Origin of the sequence: Oceanicaulis sp. UBA2681, from assembly GCF_002354675.1 — a bacterium.
Lineage (GTDB): Bacteria > Pseudomonadota > Alphaproteobacteria > Caulobacterales > Maricaulaceae > Oceanicaulis > Oceanicaulis alexandrii.
Genome location: NZ_DEMB01000008.1, coordinates 259,889 through 278,211 on the forward strand (window position 1 = coordinate 259,889; position 18,323 = coordinate 278,211).

Annotated in this window: 21 protein-coding genes; 2 read left to right on the plus strand and 19 right to left on the minus strand. The window is 60.9% G+C overall.

Features of this window, described 5'->3' with window-relative positions; translation table 11 throughout:
• Positions 1-8 precede the first annotated feature (8 nt).
• The 4 genes from B3M53_RS06435 to B3M53_RS06450 all read right to left on the minus strand — a co-directional run bounded on the left by B3M53_RS06435 (position 9) and on the right by B3M53_RS06450 (position 3,059).
• Positions 9-311, minus strand: a complete 303-nt coding sequence (locus tag B3M53_RS06435) for an integration host factor subunit alpha (protein WP_022702219.1) — start codon at positions 309-311, stop codon at positions 9-11.
• A 91-nt stretch (positions 312-402) separates the two neighbouring features.
• Positions 403-1,371 carry a beta-ketoacyl-ACP synthase III gene (locus tag B3M53_RS06440; RefSeq protein WP_022702218.1) on the minus strand — a complete coding sequence of 323 codons (969 nt, stop codon included), beginning with the start codon at positions 1,369-1,371 and terminating at the stop codon, positions 403-405.
• Positions 1,368-2,426, minus strand: a complete 1,059-nt coding sequence (gene plsX, locus B3M53_RS06445) for a phosphate acyltransferase PlsX (RefSeq protein WP_022702217.1) — start codon at positions 2,424-2,426, stop codon at positions 1,368-1,370. The genes B3M53_RS06440 and plsX overlap by 4 nt, the downstream gene beginning before the upstream one ends.
• Before the next feature lie 99 nt (positions 2,427-2,525).
• Entirely contained in the window at positions 2,526-3,059 is a 534-nt protein-coding gene (locus B3M53_RS06450) for a ubiquinol-cytochrome C chaperone family protein (protein ID WP_286799967.1), read from the minus strand.
• Positions 3,060-3,186: 127 nt separating this feature from the next.
• On the opposite strand from B3M53_RS06450, the gene B3M53_RS06455 reads away from it, so the two are divergent.
• Entirely contained in the window at positions 3,187-3,684 is a 498-nt protein-coding gene (locus B3M53_RS06455) for an outer membrane protein assembly factor BamE (RefSeq protein WP_022702215.1), read from the plus strand.
• Between the two features lie 73 nt (positions 3,685-3,757).
• On the opposite strand, the gene B3M53_RS06460 is transcribed toward B3M53_RS06455, so the two are convergent.
• The 10 genes from B3M53_RS06460 to glyA all read right to left on the minus strand — a co-directional run bounded on the left by B3M53_RS06460 (position 3,758) and on the right by glyA (position 12,738).
• Entirely contained in the window at positions 3,758-5,908 is a 2,151-nt protein-coding gene (locus tag B3M53_RS06460) for a sodium-translocating pyrophosphatase (RefSeq protein WP_273146968.1), read from the minus strand.
• A 163-nt stretch (positions 5,909-6,071) separates the two neighbouring features.
• Positions 6,072-6,593 (minus strand): hypothetical protein, encoded by a 522-nt coding sequence (locus tag B3M53_RS06465; protein WP_022702213.1) that lies wholly within the window; start codon positions 6,591-6,593, stop codon positions 6,072-6,074.
• 23 nt (positions 6,594-6,616) lie between these two features.
• The gene (gene thiL / locus B3M53_RS06470) at positions 6,617-7,612 is read right to left on the minus strand and encodes a thiamine-phosphate kinase (RefSeq protein ID WP_286799968.1); all 996 of its coding nucleotides are present in this window, start codon (positions 7,610-7,612) and stop codon (positions 6,617-6,619) included.
• Positions 7,613-7,617: 5 nt separating this feature from the next.
• Positions 7,618-8,094, minus strand: a complete 477-nt coding sequence (gene nusB / locus B3M53_RS06475; protein WP_286799969.1) for a transcription antitermination factor NusB — start codon at positions 8,092-8,094, stop codon at positions 7,618-7,620.
• On the minus strand, positions 8,094-8,531 hold the full coding sequence (ribH, locus tag B3M53_RS06480; protein ID WP_022702210.1) for a 6,7-dimethyl-8-ribityllumazine synthase: 438 nt from the start codon (positions 8,529-8,531) through the stop codon (positions 8,094-8,096). Before ribH ends, nusB begins: the two co-directional genes overlap by 1 nt.
• 11 nt (positions 8,532-8,542) lie before the next feature.
• The gene (ribB, locus tag B3M53_RS06485; RefSeq protein WP_273146963.1) at positions 8,543-9,664 is read right to left on the minus strand and encodes a 3,4-dihydroxy-2-butanone-4-phosphate synthase; all 1,122 of its coding nucleotides are present in this window, start codon (positions 9,662-9,664) and stop codon (positions 8,543-8,545) included.
• Complete coding sequence (locus B3M53_RS06490) at positions 9,661-10,293, minus strand: riboflavin synthase (protein ID WP_286799970.1); 633 nt, start codon at positions 10,291-10,293, stop codon at positions 9,661-9,663. Before B3M53_RS06490 ends, ribB begins: the two co-directional genes overlap by 4 nt.
• Before the next feature lie 4 nt (positions 10,294-10,297).
• Positions 10,298-10,948 carry a RibD family protein gene (locus B3M53_RS06495; protein WP_286799971.1) on the minus strand — a complete coding sequence of 217 codons (651 nt, stop codon included), beginning with the start codon at positions 10,946-10,948 and terminating at the stop codon, positions 10,298-10,300.
• On the minus strand, positions 10,945-11,424 hold the full coding sequence (gene nrdR / locus B3M53_RS06500; protein ID WP_022702206.1) for a transcriptional regulator NrdR: 480 nt from the start codon (positions 11,422-11,424) through the stop codon (positions 10,945-10,947). Before nrdR ends, B3M53_RS06495 begins: the two co-directional genes overlap by 4 nt.
• A 9-nt stretch (positions 11,425-11,433) precedes the next feature.
• Positions 11,434-12,738, minus strand: coding sequence for a serine hydroxymethyltransferase (gene glyA, locus B3M53_RS06505; RefSeq protein ID WP_022702205.1), 1,305 nt, complete (start codon positions 12,736-12,738; stop codon positions 11,434-11,436).
• 252 nt (positions 12,739-12,990) lie between these two features.
• Here glyA and B3M53_RS06510 point away from each other — a divergent pair, with 252 nt between their 5' ends.
• On the plus strand, positions 12,991-13,413 hold the full coding sequence (locus tag B3M53_RS06510) for a MucR family transcriptional regulator (protein ID WP_028284842.1): 423 nt from the start codon (positions 12,991-12,993) through the stop codon (positions 13,411-13,413).
• A gap of 16 nt (positions 13,414-13,429) precedes the next feature.
• Here B3M53_RS06510 and B3M53_RS06515 read toward each other — a convergent pair whose 3' ends face one another.
• The 5 genes from B3M53_RS06515 to B3M53_RS06535 form a co-directional block, all read right to left on the minus strand.
• On the minus strand, positions 13,430-13,675 hold the full coding sequence (locus B3M53_RS06515; RefSeq protein ID WP_022702203.1) for a DUF6898 family protein: 246 nt from the start codon (positions 13,673-13,675) through the stop codon (positions 13,430-13,432).
• Complete coding sequence (hemA, locus tag B3M53_RS06520; protein WP_160091745.1) at positions 13,675-14,889, minus strand: 5-aminolevulinate synthase; 1,215 nt, start codon at positions 14,887-14,889, stop codon at positions 13,675-13,677. Before hemA ends, B3M53_RS06515 begins: the two co-directional genes overlap by 1 nt.
• A gap of 153 nt (positions 14,890-15,042) precedes the next feature.
• Complete coding sequence (gene mmsB, locus B3M53_RS06525; RefSeq protein ID WP_286799973.1) at positions 15,043-15,936, minus strand: 3-hydroxyisobutyrate dehydrogenase; 894 nt, start codon at positions 15,934-15,936, stop codon at positions 15,043-15,045.
• Positions 15,937-15,992: 56 nt separating this feature from the next.
• Positions 15,993-17,042 carry an enoyl-CoA hydratase/isomerase family protein gene (locus B3M53_RS06530; RefSeq protein WP_286799974.1) on the minus strand — a complete coding sequence of 350 codons (1,050 nt, stop codon included), beginning with the start codon at positions 17,040-17,042 and terminating at the stop codon, positions 15,993-15,995.
• 100 nt (positions 17,043-17,142) lie between these two features.
• Positions 17,143-18,279: an isobutyryl-CoA dehydrogenase gene (locus B3M53_RS06535; protein ID WP_022702199.1), complete on the minus strand. Its 1,137-nt coding sequence runs from the start codon at positions 18,277-18,279 to the stop codon at positions 17,143-17,145.
• Positions 18,280-18,323: the final 44 nt, after the last annotated feature.

Here is an 18,323-nt window from a genome sequence, read left to right on the forward strand (position 1 = left end):
GGCGTGTCCTATTTGGACAGGGCGGCGTCGACCCGGTCCTTGAGCACCTGGGAGGGTTTGAAGACCAGAACCCGGCGCGGTTCGATCGGCACTTCTTCGCCAGTTTTCGGATTGCGTCCGACACGTCCGGTCTTGTCGCGCAACAGGAATGACCCGAAGGACGACAGCTTGACCGATTCTCCGCCCACAAGCTTGTCGGAGATCATGTCGAGAACGGCTTCCACCAACTCCGCGCTTTCGTGTCGGGACAAGCCGACTTCGCGATGGACGGCATCTGACAGATCTGCGCGCGTGACAGTCTTCGAACCCATGTTGGCCCCCGTTTTAATGTCTGCGATGAAGACGTTACGTCGCAAACCGCTCACTGGTCAACGTTAACCATAGGTCGCACAATGAACGCGCTTAATAACGCACTAACGCGGCGCCCCAGGTGAAGCCTCCGCCAAGCGCTTCCATCAGCACCGTATCGCCGCGTTTGATGCGGCCATCCTTGACCGCGGCGTCAAAGGCGAGCGGGATGGACGCAGCGGAGGTGTTGCCGTGTTCAGCGACGGTGGAGATCACCTGTTCCACTGAAATCCCAAGCTTTTTCGCGACGCCGAGCAGAATGCGCTGATTGGCCTGGTGCGGCACCACCCAGTCAATATCCGCAATGTCGACGCCGGTCTGCGCGCACAAGGTGGTCATGGCGTCCGAGATTTTCGTCACGGCGTGGCGGAACACCTGATTGCCCTGCATGCGCAAATGGCCGACCGTTTTTGTCGCAGAGGGACCGCCATCGACGTAAAGCAGGTCGCAATACTCGCCATCCGAACGAAGATGGGTTTTCAGAACACCTTTGTACTCTTCAGGCTCACCCTCTTCGGCCGTCAGAACCATGGCGCCCGCGCCATCCCCGAAGAGGACGCACGTGGTGCGGTCGGTCCAGTCGAGAATGCGCGAGAATGTCTCGGCGCCGATGACCAGAGCGCATTTTGCCTGGCCGGTGCGAATGAAATTGTCCGCCGTCGCCAGCGCGTAGAGGAAGCCCGAACAGACGGCGTGAACGTCAAAGGCGAAGCCGTTCTTCACGCCGAGCTTGTGCTGAATAATGGTGGCGGTGGCGGGAAAGGTCAGATCGGGCGTGGCCGTGGCCACGATGATCAGATCCACATCCTCCAAAGCCAATCCGGCATGGTCAACCGCCCTGCGTGCGGCGGCTTCGCCCAGGTCAGAAGTCCGTTCGCCATCACCGGCGATATGGCGCTTGTTGATTCCCGTGCGCTCGCGAATCCACTCGTCGCTGGTTTCGACAATCGCTTCCATACCCTTGTTGGTCAGGACTTTCTCAGGCAGGTACGAACCGATCCCGGCGATGCGTGAATAGGTCAAGCCGTTTCCCCCTCGGAAACATTATCCGTTTGCAACTCGGACAGTCTTTCAAGATTGCGTTCGATCTCGGACAGGAACCGGCTGTCCGCCATTTCCAGCGCAATGCGCAAGGACGTGGCGAAGCCGAGCGCGTCCGTGCCGCCATGACTTTTCACCACAACGCCGTTCAGCCCCAGAAACACGCCGCCATTGACGTTGCGCGGATCCATCTTGGCGCGCAGCTGGCCTAACGCGCCCAGGCTCAACAGGCCGGTGGCGATCTTGGCGATGAGAGAGCTGGTCAGCGCTTCGCGCAGCCAGCCGCCCACAAGCCGCGCCGTCCCCTCGGCGGTCTTCAGCGCCACATTGCCTGTGAAGCCGTCGGTGACGACCACATTGGTGGTGCCGGCGGAAATATCATCGCCCTCGATGAAGCCGCGATAATCAAGATCGAGCTCGGCCTGGCGGATCAGGGCGTCCGCATCGCGGATCGTCTGATCACCCTTGAGCTCTTCCTGGCCCACATTGAGCAAGCCGACTGTCGGGTTCTTCTCACCGTGAACAGCACGATGAAACGCTTCGCCCAGAACGGCGAATTCGACGAGTTGAGACGGCGAACAATCCACGTTCGCACCCACATCCAGCACGGTGGAAAAGCCTTGCGGCGCGGGCCAGCTTGCAGCGATGGCGGGACGGTGCACGCCCTTTTTCATGCGCAGGATGACCTTGGAGATCGCCATAAGCGCGCCAGTGTTTCCAGCTGAGACCGCGACCTGGGCCTCGCCCTCCTTCACCGACAGGACGGCGTTCCACATGGACGAGCCGCGTGCGCGCCGAACCGCTTCGGACGGTTTGGCGGACATATCCACTTCGGTGTCGGAATGGCGGATATCGCACACCTCGGCCAAGCCTTCATGCCGGGCGAGCAAGGGCTTTATCTGCGCTTCGTCGCCATGAAGGATGAACCGAACCGCACGCTTGCGGCCTTTGAGAAAATGCGCGACTCCGTCAACGACGATTTCCGGCGCATCATCGCCGCCCATGGCGTCGATAGAAAGGACCAGCGCTGAGCTCATAGACAATCCGTCTTAAAATAATTTGTGCGCCGGCAGGCGGCCGACGGCGGGCGAACCTTACCCATTGACCCTCTCATTGCAAGCGACGCACGCCGCAGCTCAAGCCTGTGCAAACTGCGGCGCTTCGCCGGCCATCAACGCGTCGATCGGTTGCGCGTCGAGTGTTTTGACGCTCTTCAGAGCATATTCCGCAAGGCGTGCGCAAACCTCGGGATTGGGCTCGCTCTCTTCCAGCATGTTGCGTTCAAAGGCCTCGGAGAGCGCTGCTAGATCCCCGTCCGCGAGCGGCGTCTCATAGGCTTTCGCGCGCCCGTAGAACGCCTCTCCCATTTCCTTGATTTTCTTGCCGACGCTCAGATCTCCGGTGCCCATTTCGCGCAAGGCGGCGTCCATGTCGTCAAACATGACGTCAAACACGCGTTGCGACAGGTCACGGCCGAGATCCCCGCCCTCGCGCAGGCGACGCATCAGCAAAACCGCATGCAGGACGATCATGTCATAGCGACCGTCCACGCTGTCCTCCACGCCGTCAGCGCCGTAAAACGCCGGACGCCGCGCTGAGCGCACGAGGGAATCATAAAGACTGCGAGCGATTTGCTTGCCGCGATCTTTCCTGAACAAACGACTGAACATGTATTAACAGGCTCCCCTCACTGAGCGCTTGCAGCTATGGTTCCATCCGGTTACGTCAAGGCGATAGTCCAGCGCAAGCTGGCTGACCACTGACGTTTACGTCTCGAACGCTATCAATGGAGCCCTTATGCGCCTCAGCCGAGTGATCCTCGCCGCCACCGTCGCCCTCAGCGCGACGCTGGTTACGGCCTGCAATCCGACCCTGCGCAGCCATGGCTTCCGCTATCCCGATGGCGAAGTGCCTGAACTGACCGTGGGCGTGGACAGCCAGTCCACCGTGCTCGCCACGCTGGGCAATCCGTCCACTCGCGGCACGTTCGAGCAAGACACTTGGTATTATATCTCTGCAACGCGCGAATATCTCGCCTATCTGCGTCCCGACACCCGCGAACGCCGGATCATCGCCGTGCGCTTTGACGAAGACGGCACGGTCAGCGCCGTAGACGAGTTCGGCATGGAAGACGGCCGGGTCGTGGCTTTTGTAGATCGCGAAACCCCGACTCGCGGACGCGAGCTGACCATTCTTGAACAGCTTCTGGGCAATGTGGGGCGTCTGCCGAGCGAACAGTTCGGCGGCGAGCAGAACCTGCCCGGCGGCGCGGGCGGCCCGCGTCCGGGCGGCTAGACGCGTCCATCATCCGAATACAAAAACCCCCGACGCCGAGCGCCGGGGGTTTTCTTTTGCCCGGTGGGCGGGACTACAGCCCCGCCAGCACCGCCAGCATGAGCAAGGCCACGATATTGGTGATCTTGATCATCGGGTTCACCGCAGGTCCTGCCGTGTCCTTGTAGGGATCGCCCACCGTATCGCCTGTCACGGCGGCCTTGTGGGCTTCTGAGCCCTTGCCGCCATGATGGCCGTCCTCGATGTATTTCTTGGCGTTGTCCCAAGCCCCGCCGCCGGCGGTCATGGAGATCGCCACATAGAGGCCGGTCACGATCACGCCGAGCAACATGGCCCCGACGCTGGCCAGCGCTTCGGCTCGTCCGGCGATGAAGTTCACCACGATAAACAGCACGATCGGGCTGAGCACCGGCAAAAGCGAGGGAATGATCATCTCCCGGATCGCCGCCTTGGTCAGAAGGTCGACCGCGCGGCCGTAATCAGGCTTCACCTCGCCTTTCATGATGCCGGGGTTTTCGCGGAACTGACGCCGCACCTCCTCGACCACCGCCTGGGCGGCGCGTCCCACAGCCGTCATGGACATGCCGCCGAACAGGAAGGGCAAGAGCCCGCCAAAGAGCAGCCCGACGACCACATAAGGATTGGAGAGCGAGAAGTTCACGCTCAGGCCCGCAAAGAAGGGATAGGTCTCAGGATTTGACGCGAAATACGCCAGATCCTCGGTATAGGCGGCGAAGAGCACAAGCGCGCCCAGCCCTGCCGATCCGATGGCGTAGCCTTTGGTGACGGCTTTGGTGGTGTTGCCGACCGCATCCAGCATGTCGGTGGTGTCACGCACCGCGCCTTCCAGCCCCGCCATCTCGGCGATGCCGCCGGCGTTGTCGGTCACCGGTCCGAACGCATCCAGCGCCACAACCATGCCCGCAAGCGCCAGCATGGTCGTCACCGCGATCGCGATGCCGAACAGCCCCGCCAGGTTGAAGGTCAGCATGATGGCGCCGATGATCACCAGCGCCGGCAGCGCCGTGGCCTCCATGGAGACGGCGAGCCCCTGGATGACGTTCGCGCCATGGCCGGACTCAGACGCCTTGGCGACGGACTTCACCGGGCCATAGTTCACGCCTGTATAGTATTCCGTGATCCAGACGATCAGGCCCGTGACCGCCAAACCGGTCAGGCCGCAATAAAACAGCGACATGGCCGTGATCGACAGCCCGTTCGCGCTTACAACGACGCCGTCAAATCCCAGGACGAAGTGCGTGGCGATCGCCAGGCCTGCCGCTGAAAAGATCGCAGCGGCGAAAAACCCTTTGTAGAGCGCGCCCATGACATTGGTTGAGCCCTTGCCGAGACGCACAAAGAACGCGCCCAGGATCGACGCGACCATGCAAACGCCGCCAATCGCCAGCGGATAGATCATCATGGCGTCCAGCGTGATCGCGCCCGCCGCATCGCGGAAATAGATCGAGGCGAGCACCATGGTGGCCACAATCGTCACGGCGTAGGTCTCAAACAGATCCGCCGCCATGCCGGCGCAGTCGCCAACATTATCGCCCACATTATCGGCGATGGTCGCGGCGTTACGCGGGTCATCCTCGGGGATGCCGGCTTCCACCTTGCCGACCATGTCCCCGCCCACATCGGCGCCCTTGGTGAAGATGCCGCCGCCCAGACGCGCGAAGATCGAGATCAGTGAGGCCCCGAAACCAAGCGCCACCAGCCCGTCAATAATCTGTCTGGGCTCCTCGGCCGAACCGAATGACGTCCCTTGCGTGAGCCACAGATAGTATCCGGTGACCGCCAGTAGCGCCAAACCCGCCACCAGCATCCCGGTGATCGCACCGGCGCGGAAGGCCATGGAGAGCCCCGCCTGAAGCGAGTCCATCGACGCTTGCGTGGTCCGCACATTCGCCCGGACAGACACCAGCATGCCGATGAAACCGGCAGCGCCCGATAACAACGCCCCGATCAGGAAACCCAAGGCGACGACCGGGCCGAGCAAAAACCCGACCAGAATCAAAATCGCCGCCCCAACGGCGGCGATCGTCATGTATTGGCGTTTGAGATAGGCGTTCGCGCCTTCCTGGATGGCGCTGGCGATTTCCTGCATGCGCTCCGAACCCGCGCTCGCCGCGAGAATGGAGCGAATCTGAACCGCACCGTAGAGAACCGCAAGTCCCCCGCAGGCTAAGGAAATCCATAGCCAGATATATACTGATTGCATGACACCCTCCCCGAGCGTCTAAAGGCTTCTTGCAACGCCGCATCGAGTTCTTGGAAGCCTCCAAGACATGGGCGGCTATTGCTTTGACAAAGAAAGCCTAGTCCCGGTTTTCAGGGAGATGCAACAGTAAAGAGAAATGCTGCGGTGCAGCTATATTCTTAAATCAGCGCAGAGGGCGAACGTCAGAGCCTAGAAGATCAAGACGCTCTATCTGCGTCGGGTCCACAACTTCACCGATCGCAGCATACAGGATCTGGCGCGTGGATTCGCGGTCGATCTCACCGGCGTCATCCATCATGAACGGATGGCGATGGGCGGATCTGACCATGGTGTCGACCAGGAAGTGCAAGTCTTCGATAAAGCGGGTCGCACTCACGCCGCGCGCCAAACAAATACGTGGCGTTACAAACGCATAGCCATACAAATGGTGGTGAGATTCAATCGGCACCACGATCGAGGGCACATCCACTCTACGCGGGCAGGTTTCGTCTTCGCCGAACTCCGCCATGAGCGCCTGGGTGGCCTCTTCAACAGAGTTGTAAAGAGGTAAATCCGTGGACGCCACGGCGCCAGGCCCGCTGGAGCCGCCGCCTCCACCGCCTCCTCCGCCACCGCCGCCCGCGGCGAACGCAGGCGTGGAGAGCAGAAAAGCGGTGCAGAGTGCGTATGCGAAATACCGAATCATAAATCCTGCTTAGCAGGCAAGACTCAAAAATGCGTAAACCCAAAAGACGAAGGCGTGATGGGCGCCCCATCCGCTCGAACGATCAGATCGTCGTCTGAGTCGCGTCTGGAAGTGACCTCGCCCATGCATGTCACTTCGACGCCGAGACGCCTCGCCGCTGCGATGAAGTCTGGCGCGGCATCCGCCGACACCGTCAGCACCAGCTCATAATCATCACCGCTCGAAGCCAGCTCCAGCAAGGCCTGCAACTGATCCGGCTGCTGCGTCAGCCAATGGCGTGCAGGGTCCGAGAGAGGGATCGCATCCAGGTTCAGCTCAACCGTGCAATGTGACGCTTCCGCGATGTGCCGGGCGTCGGCCAGCAAGCCATCAGAAACATCAATCGCGGCGTGAGCATACTGGCGCACCAGCCCTGACAGCGCACAGCGCGGCTCGGGCAAGGTGAACCGCTGGGCCAGAAATTTCGCATCCGCGTCCGGGGGCGCATAGCCGCCCTGTCTCGCTTTCAGGCCGAGACCCGCATCACCAATGGTTCCTGTCACCAGAACCTGATCCCCTGGCTGCGCGCCGCTGCGCCGGACCGCCTGCCCTATCGGGACCGCGCCAAAGGCGGTGATGGAAATCATCCAGGGTCCGGGCGCGCTGGTGGTGTCGCCCCCGGCCAGATGGACGCCGAAACTGTCCTGATCCACAGCCAACCCGTCCGCAAAGCCGCTCATACGCGCCTCGCGTCCAGCCTCAGGCCAGACCACGCACGCCATATAGGCATGCGGATCAGCGCCCATGGCGGCCAGATCAGACAGGTTTGCGCGCAGCGCCTTTCGGGCGGCCAGCGCAGGATCTTCGTCATGTGGAAAATGGCGGCCTTCGATCAGCGTGTCCGCCGTCACCGCCCACTCACACCCCTCTGGCGGCGTCAGAACAGCGCCGTCATCTGTCAGCGCGGCGGCGCCAGGCAATCCAAGACTGAGCGGGGCGAGCCGCGTTCGTATGTAGTCAAACTCGCCCGATCCGCTCATATCAATCAGGCGTCACGCACCTGTTTGGACAGGGCGTCCAGCGTCGCGTTGACGAAGCCCGATTCCGAGCCGTCAAAGAAGGCGTGCGCGACATCGACATATTCGTTGATGACCACGGCGGCCGGCACATCCTTGCGCGCGACCAGCTCATAGCCGCCTGCCCGCAAGATCGCGCGCACAGTGGCGTCCAGACGTGAGAGTTTCCAGCCTTCCTTCAGAACGCCGGACACGCGCTTGTCCACATCGGACTGGTGCGAAATGATGCCTGTCACGAGGTCTTCAAAGAACACTTCATCGGTTTCGACAAAATCTCCCGGCTCGCCTTTATAGCCGAACCGGTGATCGCGAAATTCCTTCACGACCGCCGCGGCGCCGGAGCCAGACGTCTCCATCTGGTAGAGCGCCTGCACAGCGCTCAGGCGCGCCGCACGGCGCAGCCGGGCGCGTCGGTCCGATGACGCTTCCTGTGCCTTGTCGCTCATCAGGCCGCCCCGAATTTCTTCTTGAGGCTCAACAGCGCCAACGCGGCGTTCGCCGCATCACCGCCCTTGTTTTTCTCATGCACATTGGCGCGCACGCGAGCCTGTTTGATGTTTTCGACCGTCAGGATGCCATTGCCGACCGGAACGCCCTTGAGCGTCAGATCCATCAAACCGCGGGCCGATTCCCCGCAGACATAATCAAAATGGCTGGTTTCACCGCGGATGACGCAGCCTAGAGCCACGTAGGCGTCATAGGGGGCCTTGCCCAGCTCGGACAGCGCGATCACAGCTGGAATCTCCAGTGCGCCAGGCACTTCAACGACGTCTGCCGTCACACCCGCCGCGTCACAGGCGCCCTGAGCGCCGGAAACCAGCTGCTCGGTGATATCTTCGTAAAAAGGCGCTGCGATCAGCAGCACTCGGGTTTCAGCGCTCACAAGCGCCTCCTTTAATCAATTTCGCGTTGCTCGACGACTTCAAGACCGTAGCCGTCCAGCCCCACAATGTTTTGCGGCGCAGTGGACAAGAGGATCATCTTGCGCACGCCCAGATCCAGCAATATTTGCGCGCCCAGACCATATTCACGCAAGCGACGTTCTTCGCGCGTATCGGGCGGATCCGACGGCGCTGCGCCAAACCGCTCTGTGATCGCTGCTCGATTGGTCTCCCGGATGAACACCATGGCCGCCGGGCCATCATGGTCAGACAGCGCTTTCACACCCTTATCCACCAGACCCGTGCGTCCGCCAAGCGCGCCCAACACGTCATCCGCGAAGCTGACCTTGTGCATACGCACCAGAGCCGGCGCATCAGCGGTGATTTCGCCTTTATGCAGCGCGACATGCTCCACATTGTCCACCAGGGAGCGAAACACCGTCAGCTTGAATGGACCGCCCGCTTCAGTGGACACTTCCGTGTCCATGCGGCGCTCCACAAAGCGATCATGCTGACGGCGATAGGCGATCAGGTCGGCGATCGCGCCGATCTTCATATTATGCTCTTTGGCGAATTCGATAAGGTCGGGAAGACGGGCCATCGTCCCGTCATCCTTCATGATCTCACAGATCACGCCGGCCGGGTTCACACCGGCCAGACGGGCGATGTCCACCGCCGCCTCGGTATGACCGGCGCGCACCAGCACGCCGCCATCGCGCGCCACCAGCGGAAAGACATGCCCCGGCGACACCACGTCTTCCGAGCCTTTGGACGGGTCGATCGCCGTGGCGACCGTCAACGCCCGGTCATGGGCGGAGATGCCGGTGGAGATGCCTTCGCGCGCTTCGATCGACACCGTGAAATTGGTGGAGTGTCGCGACTGATTGCGCTGGCTCATAAAGGGCAGCTGCAGGGTTTTCGCACGGTCCTGGGTCATCGACAGGCAAATCAGGCCGCGGCCATAGCGCGCCATGAAATTGATGACGTCCGGCGTGGCGAACTGGGCGGGGATGATCAGATCCCCTTCGTTCTCACGGTCCTCGGCGTCCACCAGGATAAACATGCGGCCATTGCGGGCCTCGTCGATGATCTCTTCCACCGGCGACAGCGCGGATTGGGGGGCGGCTTCGCTCACGACTGGACCTCATTATTCGCGGCGCCGTCTGCACGGGCCTCCATTAGACGGGCGGCGTAGCGCGCCATGACGTCAACCTCAAGGTTGACGCGCGTTCCCGCCTGCAAAGATCCCAAAGTTGTGACCTCGGCCGTATGGGGAATGATCATCAGCTCGAACGTGTCGCCCTCGACCCGGTTCACCGTCAGGGACACGCCATCCACCGTGATCGAACCCTTGTAGGCGATGAAGGCGCTGAGATCTGTAGGGGCTTTTACGATAAAGCGTAGCCAGCCGTCTTCATCGGATCGGGAAACCACACGCCCGACGCCGTCCACATGGCCTTGCACGATATGGCCGCCCAGCTCGTCGCCGACTTTCAAGGCGCGCTCAAGATTGACCACATCTCCCGCTGTCCACTCACCGAGCGTGGTTTTGGAAAGCGTTTCAGGTGAGACGTCGAGATCATATTCAGCCCCCTCGCCTACAGCACGTCGCGCCACAACGGTCAGGCAGACTCCGGCATGAGCGATAGACGCCCCAAGGTCGATCGAGGACGCGGGATACGGGCTCGAGATCGTCATCCGGCGCACATCGCCCTCAGACACAGATACGATCCGCCCGAGAGCAGAGACTAGGCCGGTAAACATGGGATCATCCCCGTTGATAGGTTTCCCAAAGATCCGCGCCACAAGCGCGAACAGATGTGCGTTGGAATGTGGGCGCTAGGCTGAGTTCCTCAAGGCCAAGCCCTGCAATACAGGCTCGCCCCTCCGCTCCGATCAGCATGGGCGCGCGGAACCATTCGATATGCGTGACGAGCCCGGAGCGGATCGCCGAGCCTGCGATCTCAGCCCCGGCTTCGATCATGAGGCTTTGAACGCCTCGCTCCAGGAGTGTTTGCAGAACGGCTTTGAAACAGACGTGTCCGAACGCGTCCGCCTCCGTCTGGATCAGCTCAGCTGCGCCTAGACCGATCGAAGCCTCTGCAACATGAAACACCCAGACCGGCGCTCCGGTGAGCATGGCCGCATCGGCAGGCATGCGAAGATGAGAATCAAGCACCACGCGTCGGGGCTGGTCCCCACTCGCAACGCCGTCCGGACGCGCTGTCAGTTGTGGATCATCGGCGAGCACGGTCCCGATCCCGGTCAGGATGGCGTCATGCTCCGCGCGCATGCGATGGACTTGCCCGCGGGCCTCAGGGCCTGTGATCCATTTGGATTGGCCGTTCGCCAATGCGATCCGGCCATCAAGGCTGGTGGCGAGTTTCAGCGTCACGCGCAGGGTTTGCGCCGCCGTCATTGATCTGCGTCCAGATCATCCTCATGCCCGAGTTTTTCGCCCTTGATGAATTCCGAGAAGTCATCAACTTCCTGAAAGTCTTTATAGACTGAGGCGTAGCGCACATAGGCGACGGTATCGAGATTGCGCAATCCATCCATCACCAGCTCGCCGATAACGCTGGCGGGCACGTCTGGATCACCCAGGCTTTCGAGACGCCGGACAATGCCGGAAATCATCTGCTCGACCCGTTCGCGCTCAATGGCGCGTTTCTGGGTCGCCAACAACACTGACCGCGCCATCTTGTCACGATCAAACGCTTCGCGCTTGTTGTCGGACTTGAGCACATGAAGATCGCGCAGCTGCACGCGCTCGAACGTAGTGAAACGGCCGCCGCACGCCGGGCAATGACGACGGCGTCGGATCGCCTGGCTGTCTTCAGCCGGGCGGGAATCCTTCACCTGAGAATCAGGGTTGGCGCAAAACGGACACCGCATGCGCGTATCCTAGCCGAGCGCGGGGTAGATCGGGAAGCGTTCGCACAGCGCGACCACTTCATCACGCACTCGCGCCTCGACCTCGGCGTCACCTTCACGATTGACCGCCAACGCATCCAGCACTTCCGCCATCATCTCGCCCACGCGGCGGAACTCAGCGGCGCCGAAGCCTCGCGTAGTCCCCGCCGGCGCGCCGACGCGCAGGCCCGAGGTTACGGTCGGCTTCTCGGGATCAAACGGCACGCCGTTCTTGTTGCAGGTCATATGCGCGCGTTCGAGCGCGGCTTCGGAAATGTCGCCCGTCAGGGATTTGGGGCGCAGATCCACCAGTGCGAGATGGCTGTCGGTGCCGCCAGAGACAATGTCATAGCCAGCTTCCACCAGCGCGCCAGACATGGCGCGGCAGTTCTCGATCACGGATGCGGCGTAGGCCTTGAACTCGGGGCGCAGCGCTTCGCCGAACGCGACCGCCTTGGCGGCGATCACATGCATCAAGGGTCCGCCCTGAAGGCCCGGGAAGACGGCGGAGTTGAACTTTTTGCCCAAAGCTTCATCGCGGCTGATGATCATGCCGCCGCGCGGGCCGCGCAGGGTCTTGTGCGTGGTGGTGGTGCACACATCGGCCAGCGGAACCGGATTGGGATAAACTCCGCCAGCGACAAGACCCGCAAAGTGCGCCATGTCCACAAGCAGATAAGCGCCGACCTCGTCAGCAATGTCGCGGAACGCCTGAAAATCAATCTCGCGCGGATACGCGGACCCGCCCGCGATGATCATCTGAGGCTGGACCTCTTTGGCCTGCTCGCGCAGCTTGTCATAATCGATCAGCGCATTGTCTTCGCGCACGCCATAGGCGTGGGCTTCGAACCATTTGCCAGACAGGTTCGGGCGAGCGCCGTGGGTCAGGTGCCCCCCCGATGACAGGTCCAGTCCCAGAATTTTATCGCCCGGCTTCAGAAGCGCCAGGAACACCGCCTGGTTGGCCTGGCTGCCTGAATTGGGCTGGACGTTGGCGTACGCGGCGCCGAACAATTGCTTGGCGCGCTCGATCGCAAGCTCTTCTGCTATGTCGACGAATTCGCACCCGCCATAATAGCGCCGGCCCGGATAGCCTTCGGCGTATTTATTGGTCAGCGGCGAGCCCTGCGCTTCCAGAACAGCGCGCGAGACGATGTTCTCGGACGCGATCAGTTCGATCTGCGTCTGCTGACGATGAATTTCCTTGCTGATCGCCGAGGCGAGCTGAGGATCGGCGTCAGCCAGCGACTGGGCAAAGAAAGAGGTGTTCTGGGCGGTCGATTGAACGTCAGCCATCTCGCTCGCACTCCATATAGCGGATATTGATAGCTACATACGGCTGGATGGGGTCGTGGACAAGGCGCTGATCAGACGTAAATTCATCCGATTGCATCAACAAAGTTTGTTACGTGCATTCAGCAACCTTAAAAAATCTATGGTATCTGCAGATTCTTCAATTCAATACTTGTAGAGCGAATACACTATCATTAAACACAAGACATCTCGTTTTCAGACGCAAACGCCATAATGTTGCGCAAGGATCAGAATATGACTGAAGAGACACTGCTGCCCGTCGATAATGAAGAACTGATGCGGATGACCACTGACATCATCGCATCTTTTCTCTCGCACAACTCTGTGCCGGCGGAAAGCGTCCCGGATATGATCAAATCGGTCTACGCCACCATGAAAGAAATTTCGGGTGAGCCGGCCAAGCCTGAGCCCAAAGCGAAACCGGCTGTGCCTGTCTCTCGTTCGGTCAGCGATGATTACATCGTCTGCCTTGAAGACGGCAAAAAACTGAAAATGCTCAAGCGCTATCTGCGCTCGCAATACGATATGTCGCCGGAAGACTATCGCCGCAAATGGGGCCTGCCGGCTGACTATCCGATGGTGGCGCCGAATTATTCCAAGCGTCGCTCGGAGTTCGCCAAAGAAATCGGTCTGGGCCGCGGCGCTCGCAAGAAATAAGCGCTAGCCCGAACGCCTACACAATCACGCCCCGACCGCCTGGTCGGGGCGTTTTTGATTCTGGCGTCACGCCCTCTTGCGTCAGACGGCGCATCAGCTTGCGCGCGGCGAGACGCTGCAAATCATCCTGACGGGTTTTGATGGGGCCGAAGACGACCACTTCTATGCCGGTTTCGACATCGACCGCCGCCACTCGGACAGAATCGCCCACGGAAACAAACTCAAAGATAAACTCACGATCCTGACCGGGATCGCCAGACATTATGCGACCTTGAGGCCGACATGCTTGGCGTAGACGGTTTTCACCGCATCCAGCAGCTCGTCCATCATGGCGTCGTCATGCATGGGGGTCGGGGTCAGGCGCATCCGCTCGGTGCCTTTGGGCACTGTGGGATAGTTGATCGGCTGAACATAGATGCCGTGAACGTCTAGCAGCTCATCGGTCATCCGCTTGCAGAGCACCGGATCTCCCACATGGACGGGCACGATATGGGTGACGGAGTCGAGCACCGGAATGCCTGCCTCATGAAAGCGCGCTTTCAAGGTGGCGGCGCGTTCCTGATGTTGCTCGCGCAGATGATAAGCACTCTTGAGATATTCGACGCTGGCGCGAGCGCCCGCCGCCAGAGCCGGCGCCAGGGAGGTGGTGAAGATGAAACCCGGCGCCCAGGATCGGATGGCGTCAACGATCACTTCATCCGCGGCGATATAGCCGCCCATGACGCCGAACGCCTTGCCCAGAGTGCCTTCGATAATGTCGAACCGGTCCAGCAATCCGTCACGCTCGGCGATGCCGGCGCCGCGCAGGCCGTAAAGACCGACCGCGTGCACTTCATCAAGATAAGTCAGAGCGTTGTACTTGTCCGCAAGATCGCAAACGGCTTCGAGCGGACCAATATCGCCGTCCATAGAGTAGACGGATTCAAGCGCGATCAGCTTGGGTGCGTCTTTCGGCGCGGCTTTCAGAAGCTCTTCCAGATGCGCAACGTCATTGTGCCGCCAGACATGCTTCTCGCATTTCGCGCCCTTCACGCCCTCGATCATTGAGGCGTGGTTGAGCTCGTCAGAGAAGATGATCAGGCCGGGCAGTATCTTGCCCAGGGTGGCGAGCGTCGCCTGGTTGGCGATATAGCCCGAGGTGAACAGCAGCGCGCTTTCCTTGTCATGCAGATCAGCGAGGCTGGCTTCGAGCTCCACATGATAGTGAGTCGTGCCGGAGATGTTGCGCGTACCGCCTGCGCCGGCGCCCACATCTTCGATCGCTTGTTTCATCGCGCCGGTGACGCACGGGCTTTGCCCCATGCCCAGATAGTCATTGGAGCACCAAACCACCACATCCCGCGTGTCGCCTTCATCGGTGCGCAGGCGGGCCCGAGGGAACTGCCCCTTTACGCGACGCAGATTGGCGAACACACGATAACGGCCCTCGGCACGGACGCGAGCGACGGAGGCTTTGAAAGCGCTGCGGTAATCCATTGTTCTTGCACTCGCATTTCAGCGCGAGCGGCTCTCCCTAAAGGTCAGCATGTCATCTGCACAATGACATAGGATTCTGAGCTTGTCTTATCACCGGTCAGGGACCAAAGGTCGCGGTTTAACTGCTAGCGCCTCGCAAACTCAAGTATGCTTTTACTTCATCTCTCCAGCGAGCCATTTGATCACGCCTGAGAAGTCCATCTCCTCGCCGCCCTGCTCGACAAAGGCGTCATAAATGGTCTGCGCTTTTTCGCCCATGGGCGTGTTCACGCCGGCCGATTTCGATGTCTGCATGGCAAGGTTTAAATCTTTAAGCATCATCGGCGCAGCGAAGCCGGGCTTGTAATCACGGTTCGACGGCGCTGTCGGAACAGGCCCGGGCACCGGGCAATAGCTGGTCAGGGACCAGTTCTGGCCTGACGCCTTGGAGGCGATGTCAAAGAAGTTCTGAGGATCAAGACCCAACTTGATCGCCAGATTCATCGCTTCGCATGTGCCGATCATGTGAATGCCAAGCAGCATGTTGTTGCAGATCTTCGCCGCCTGCCCTGCACCGGCTTCGCCGGCGCGAATCACCGCCTTGCCCATATTGGACAGGATCGGTTCGGCCTTTGCGAAAGCGTCTTCAGGACCGCCGACCATGAAAGTCAGCGTGCCACCCTCGGCCGCCGCCACACCGCCAGACACAGGCGCGTCTACAAACGCGAAGCCCGCCTCTGCGGCCTTTTCTGCGACAGCGCGTGCGCTGTCCACGTCAATGGTGGAGCAATCAATGAGCACCGCATCCTTGCGCGCCAATGAGAGCACCCCGCCTTCATCCATATAGACGCCGCGCACATGCGGGCCGGCCGGCAGCATGGTCACCACGGCGTCAGCGCCGGTGACCGCATGGGTGAGATCAGAGGCCGCCGTCGCGCCCTTGTCGACCAACGCCGCCACAGCGTCAGCGTTCAGATCAAATGCGCGCACGTCATGGCCAGCCTTCACGAGGTTGGCCGCCATGCCTGAGCCCATATTGCCAAGGCCGATAAATGCAACAACCGCCATGCGGTCCTCCCTTGTCTTCACTAGGGCGAGCGGTTGATCCGCTCTGCCCGGTGTTCCTAATCGAGGAACGTCATTTCCATGTCCGCCGCAAGGGGCTCGAAATATGCCGCGACATCTGCATCAGAGATCGGCGCCGACCAGTTCGGCGCATTGTCCTTGTCGATAATGACCGCGCGAACGCCTTCGTAAAAATCCGAGCCGTCTTTGAGAAGGCGGCTCGAAACCCGAAGGTCCTGGACCATGACGTCGCGCAGTGACAGCTCCGCGCCCTTGCGCAGCGCCGCCAGCGTCACCTTCACCGCGGTCGGCGACTTGGACGAGAGGATTTTCAACACAGCCTTCGACCAGGCGTCATCGGCAGCTTCAAGCCGGTTGATGATCGCCTCCACATCATCGCCTTCAAACGCTGCATCGATCAGCGGCTGGACCATGCCCAGATCGGACTGGCCCGGATCACCGGCGAACTTTTCAAGGATGGCGTCGACCTTTTCGCCGTCGTCATCCAGCGTTTCGGTTTCCAGCGCTTCGATAAGGGCGGGATGGGAGTCAGTCGGCACATAATGGGTGGCGACGCCGGCGGCGATGCAGTCCGCCGTTTTCAGGCGGGCGCCGGTCAGGCCCATCCAGACCCCCAGCTCCCCCATGAGGCGGGGCAGGAAATAAGCTCCGCCCACATCGGGGTGAAAGCCGATCCCGGTCTCCGGCATGGCGAACATCGTCCGGTCGCCTGCGACGCGGAACTCGCCATGAATGGAGACGCCGACGCCGCCGCCCATGGTGATGCCGTCGATCAGGGCCACGTAAGGCTTGGGATATTCCGCGATCAGGGTGTTGAGCTGGTATTCGTCACGCCAAAAGGTCCAGGCGCGGTCATCGCCCGCCTGGCCGCTTTCCGCCAGCATGCGAATGTCGCCGCCTGCACAGAAGCCTTTCTCGCCCGCGCCGTCCACGACCACGGCCTTCACGCTGTCATCATTGCGCCAAGCCTGCAGGGCTTCAACCATGGCGGTGACCATGTCCTGATTGAGCGCATTGAGCGCCTTGGGCCGGTTCAGTGTTATGCGACCCACCGAGCCAGCTTTGCGAGTGATGACGTCTTCATTCATGAGAGGCTTCTCCGGACGAAAATGTGCTCTTAGTCCTGCTGAAATGGCAGGGCCAATTGATACTCTTTGTAGGCGCAATCGAGCCTGACGATAACGCGACCTAGCGCAGCACGTCCTTGGCGATGATCACACGCATGATTTCATTGGTGCCTTCAAGAATCTGGTGAACCCGCAAGTCACGCACGATGCGCTCCAGCGGATAATCCTTCAGATACCCGTAGCCGCCATGGATCTGCAATGCGTCATTGGCGATCTTGAACCCCATATCGGTCGAGAACCGCTTGGCCATGGCGCAGTATTTCGCCGCTTGGGGATCCTTGCGATCCACAGCGTCCGCTGCGCGCAACAGCATCATGCGAGAGGCGTCGAGCTCGGTGACCATGTCCGCCAGCTTGAACTGGGTGGCCTGAAAGTCCGCGATATGACGGCCGAACTGGCTGCGTTCCTTGGCGTAGTCGATGGCGAGATCCACCGCTTCCGCAGCGCCGCCCAGCGAACAGGCGCCGATATTGATGCGGCCGCCATTCAGCCCTTGCATCGCAAAGCCGAAGCCCTGGCCTTCTTCGCCTATGCGGTTTTCAACCGGCACGCGGCAGTCTTCAAAGGTGACGACGCGGGTGGGCTGGGAATTCCAGCCCATCTTGCGCTCGTTTGCGCCAAAGCTGAGGCCGGGCGTGTCTTTCTCGACAATGATGGTTGAGATGCCCTTGGGGCCGTCTTCGCCGGTGCGGCACATCACGGCGTAAAGATCGCTGGTTCCCGCGCCGGAAATGAAGGCTTTCGAACCGTTCAGGACGTAATGGTCGCCATCGCGCACAGCCTTGGTGCGCAGATTGGCGGCGTCCGACCCCGCGCCCGGTTCGGTCAGGCAGTAAGATGCGATCGTGTTCATCGCGGTCAGGTCCGGCAGCCAGCGCTGGCGCTGCTCTTCGCTGCCCCAGCTGTCGATCATCCAGCTGACCATGTTGTGGATGGAGATGAAGGCCGCTGTGGACACGCAACCGCGCGAGAGCTGTTCAAAGATCAGCGCTGCGTCGACCCGGCTCATGCCCGATCCGCCCACATCATCGCGGGTGTAGATGCCCGCAAAACCCATCGCCGCGCTTTCCTTCAGCACGTCGACGGGGAAGTGTTTGGTCTCGTCCCACTCCGCCGCATGGGGCTTGAGACGGTCGTCCGCAAATTTGCGTGCGGCGTCTTGTATCAGCGCTTGCTCTTCTGTCAGCTCGAAATGCACGGGGAAACCTCCTAAACAGACCGGGTTGGACCGGTTCCGACCGC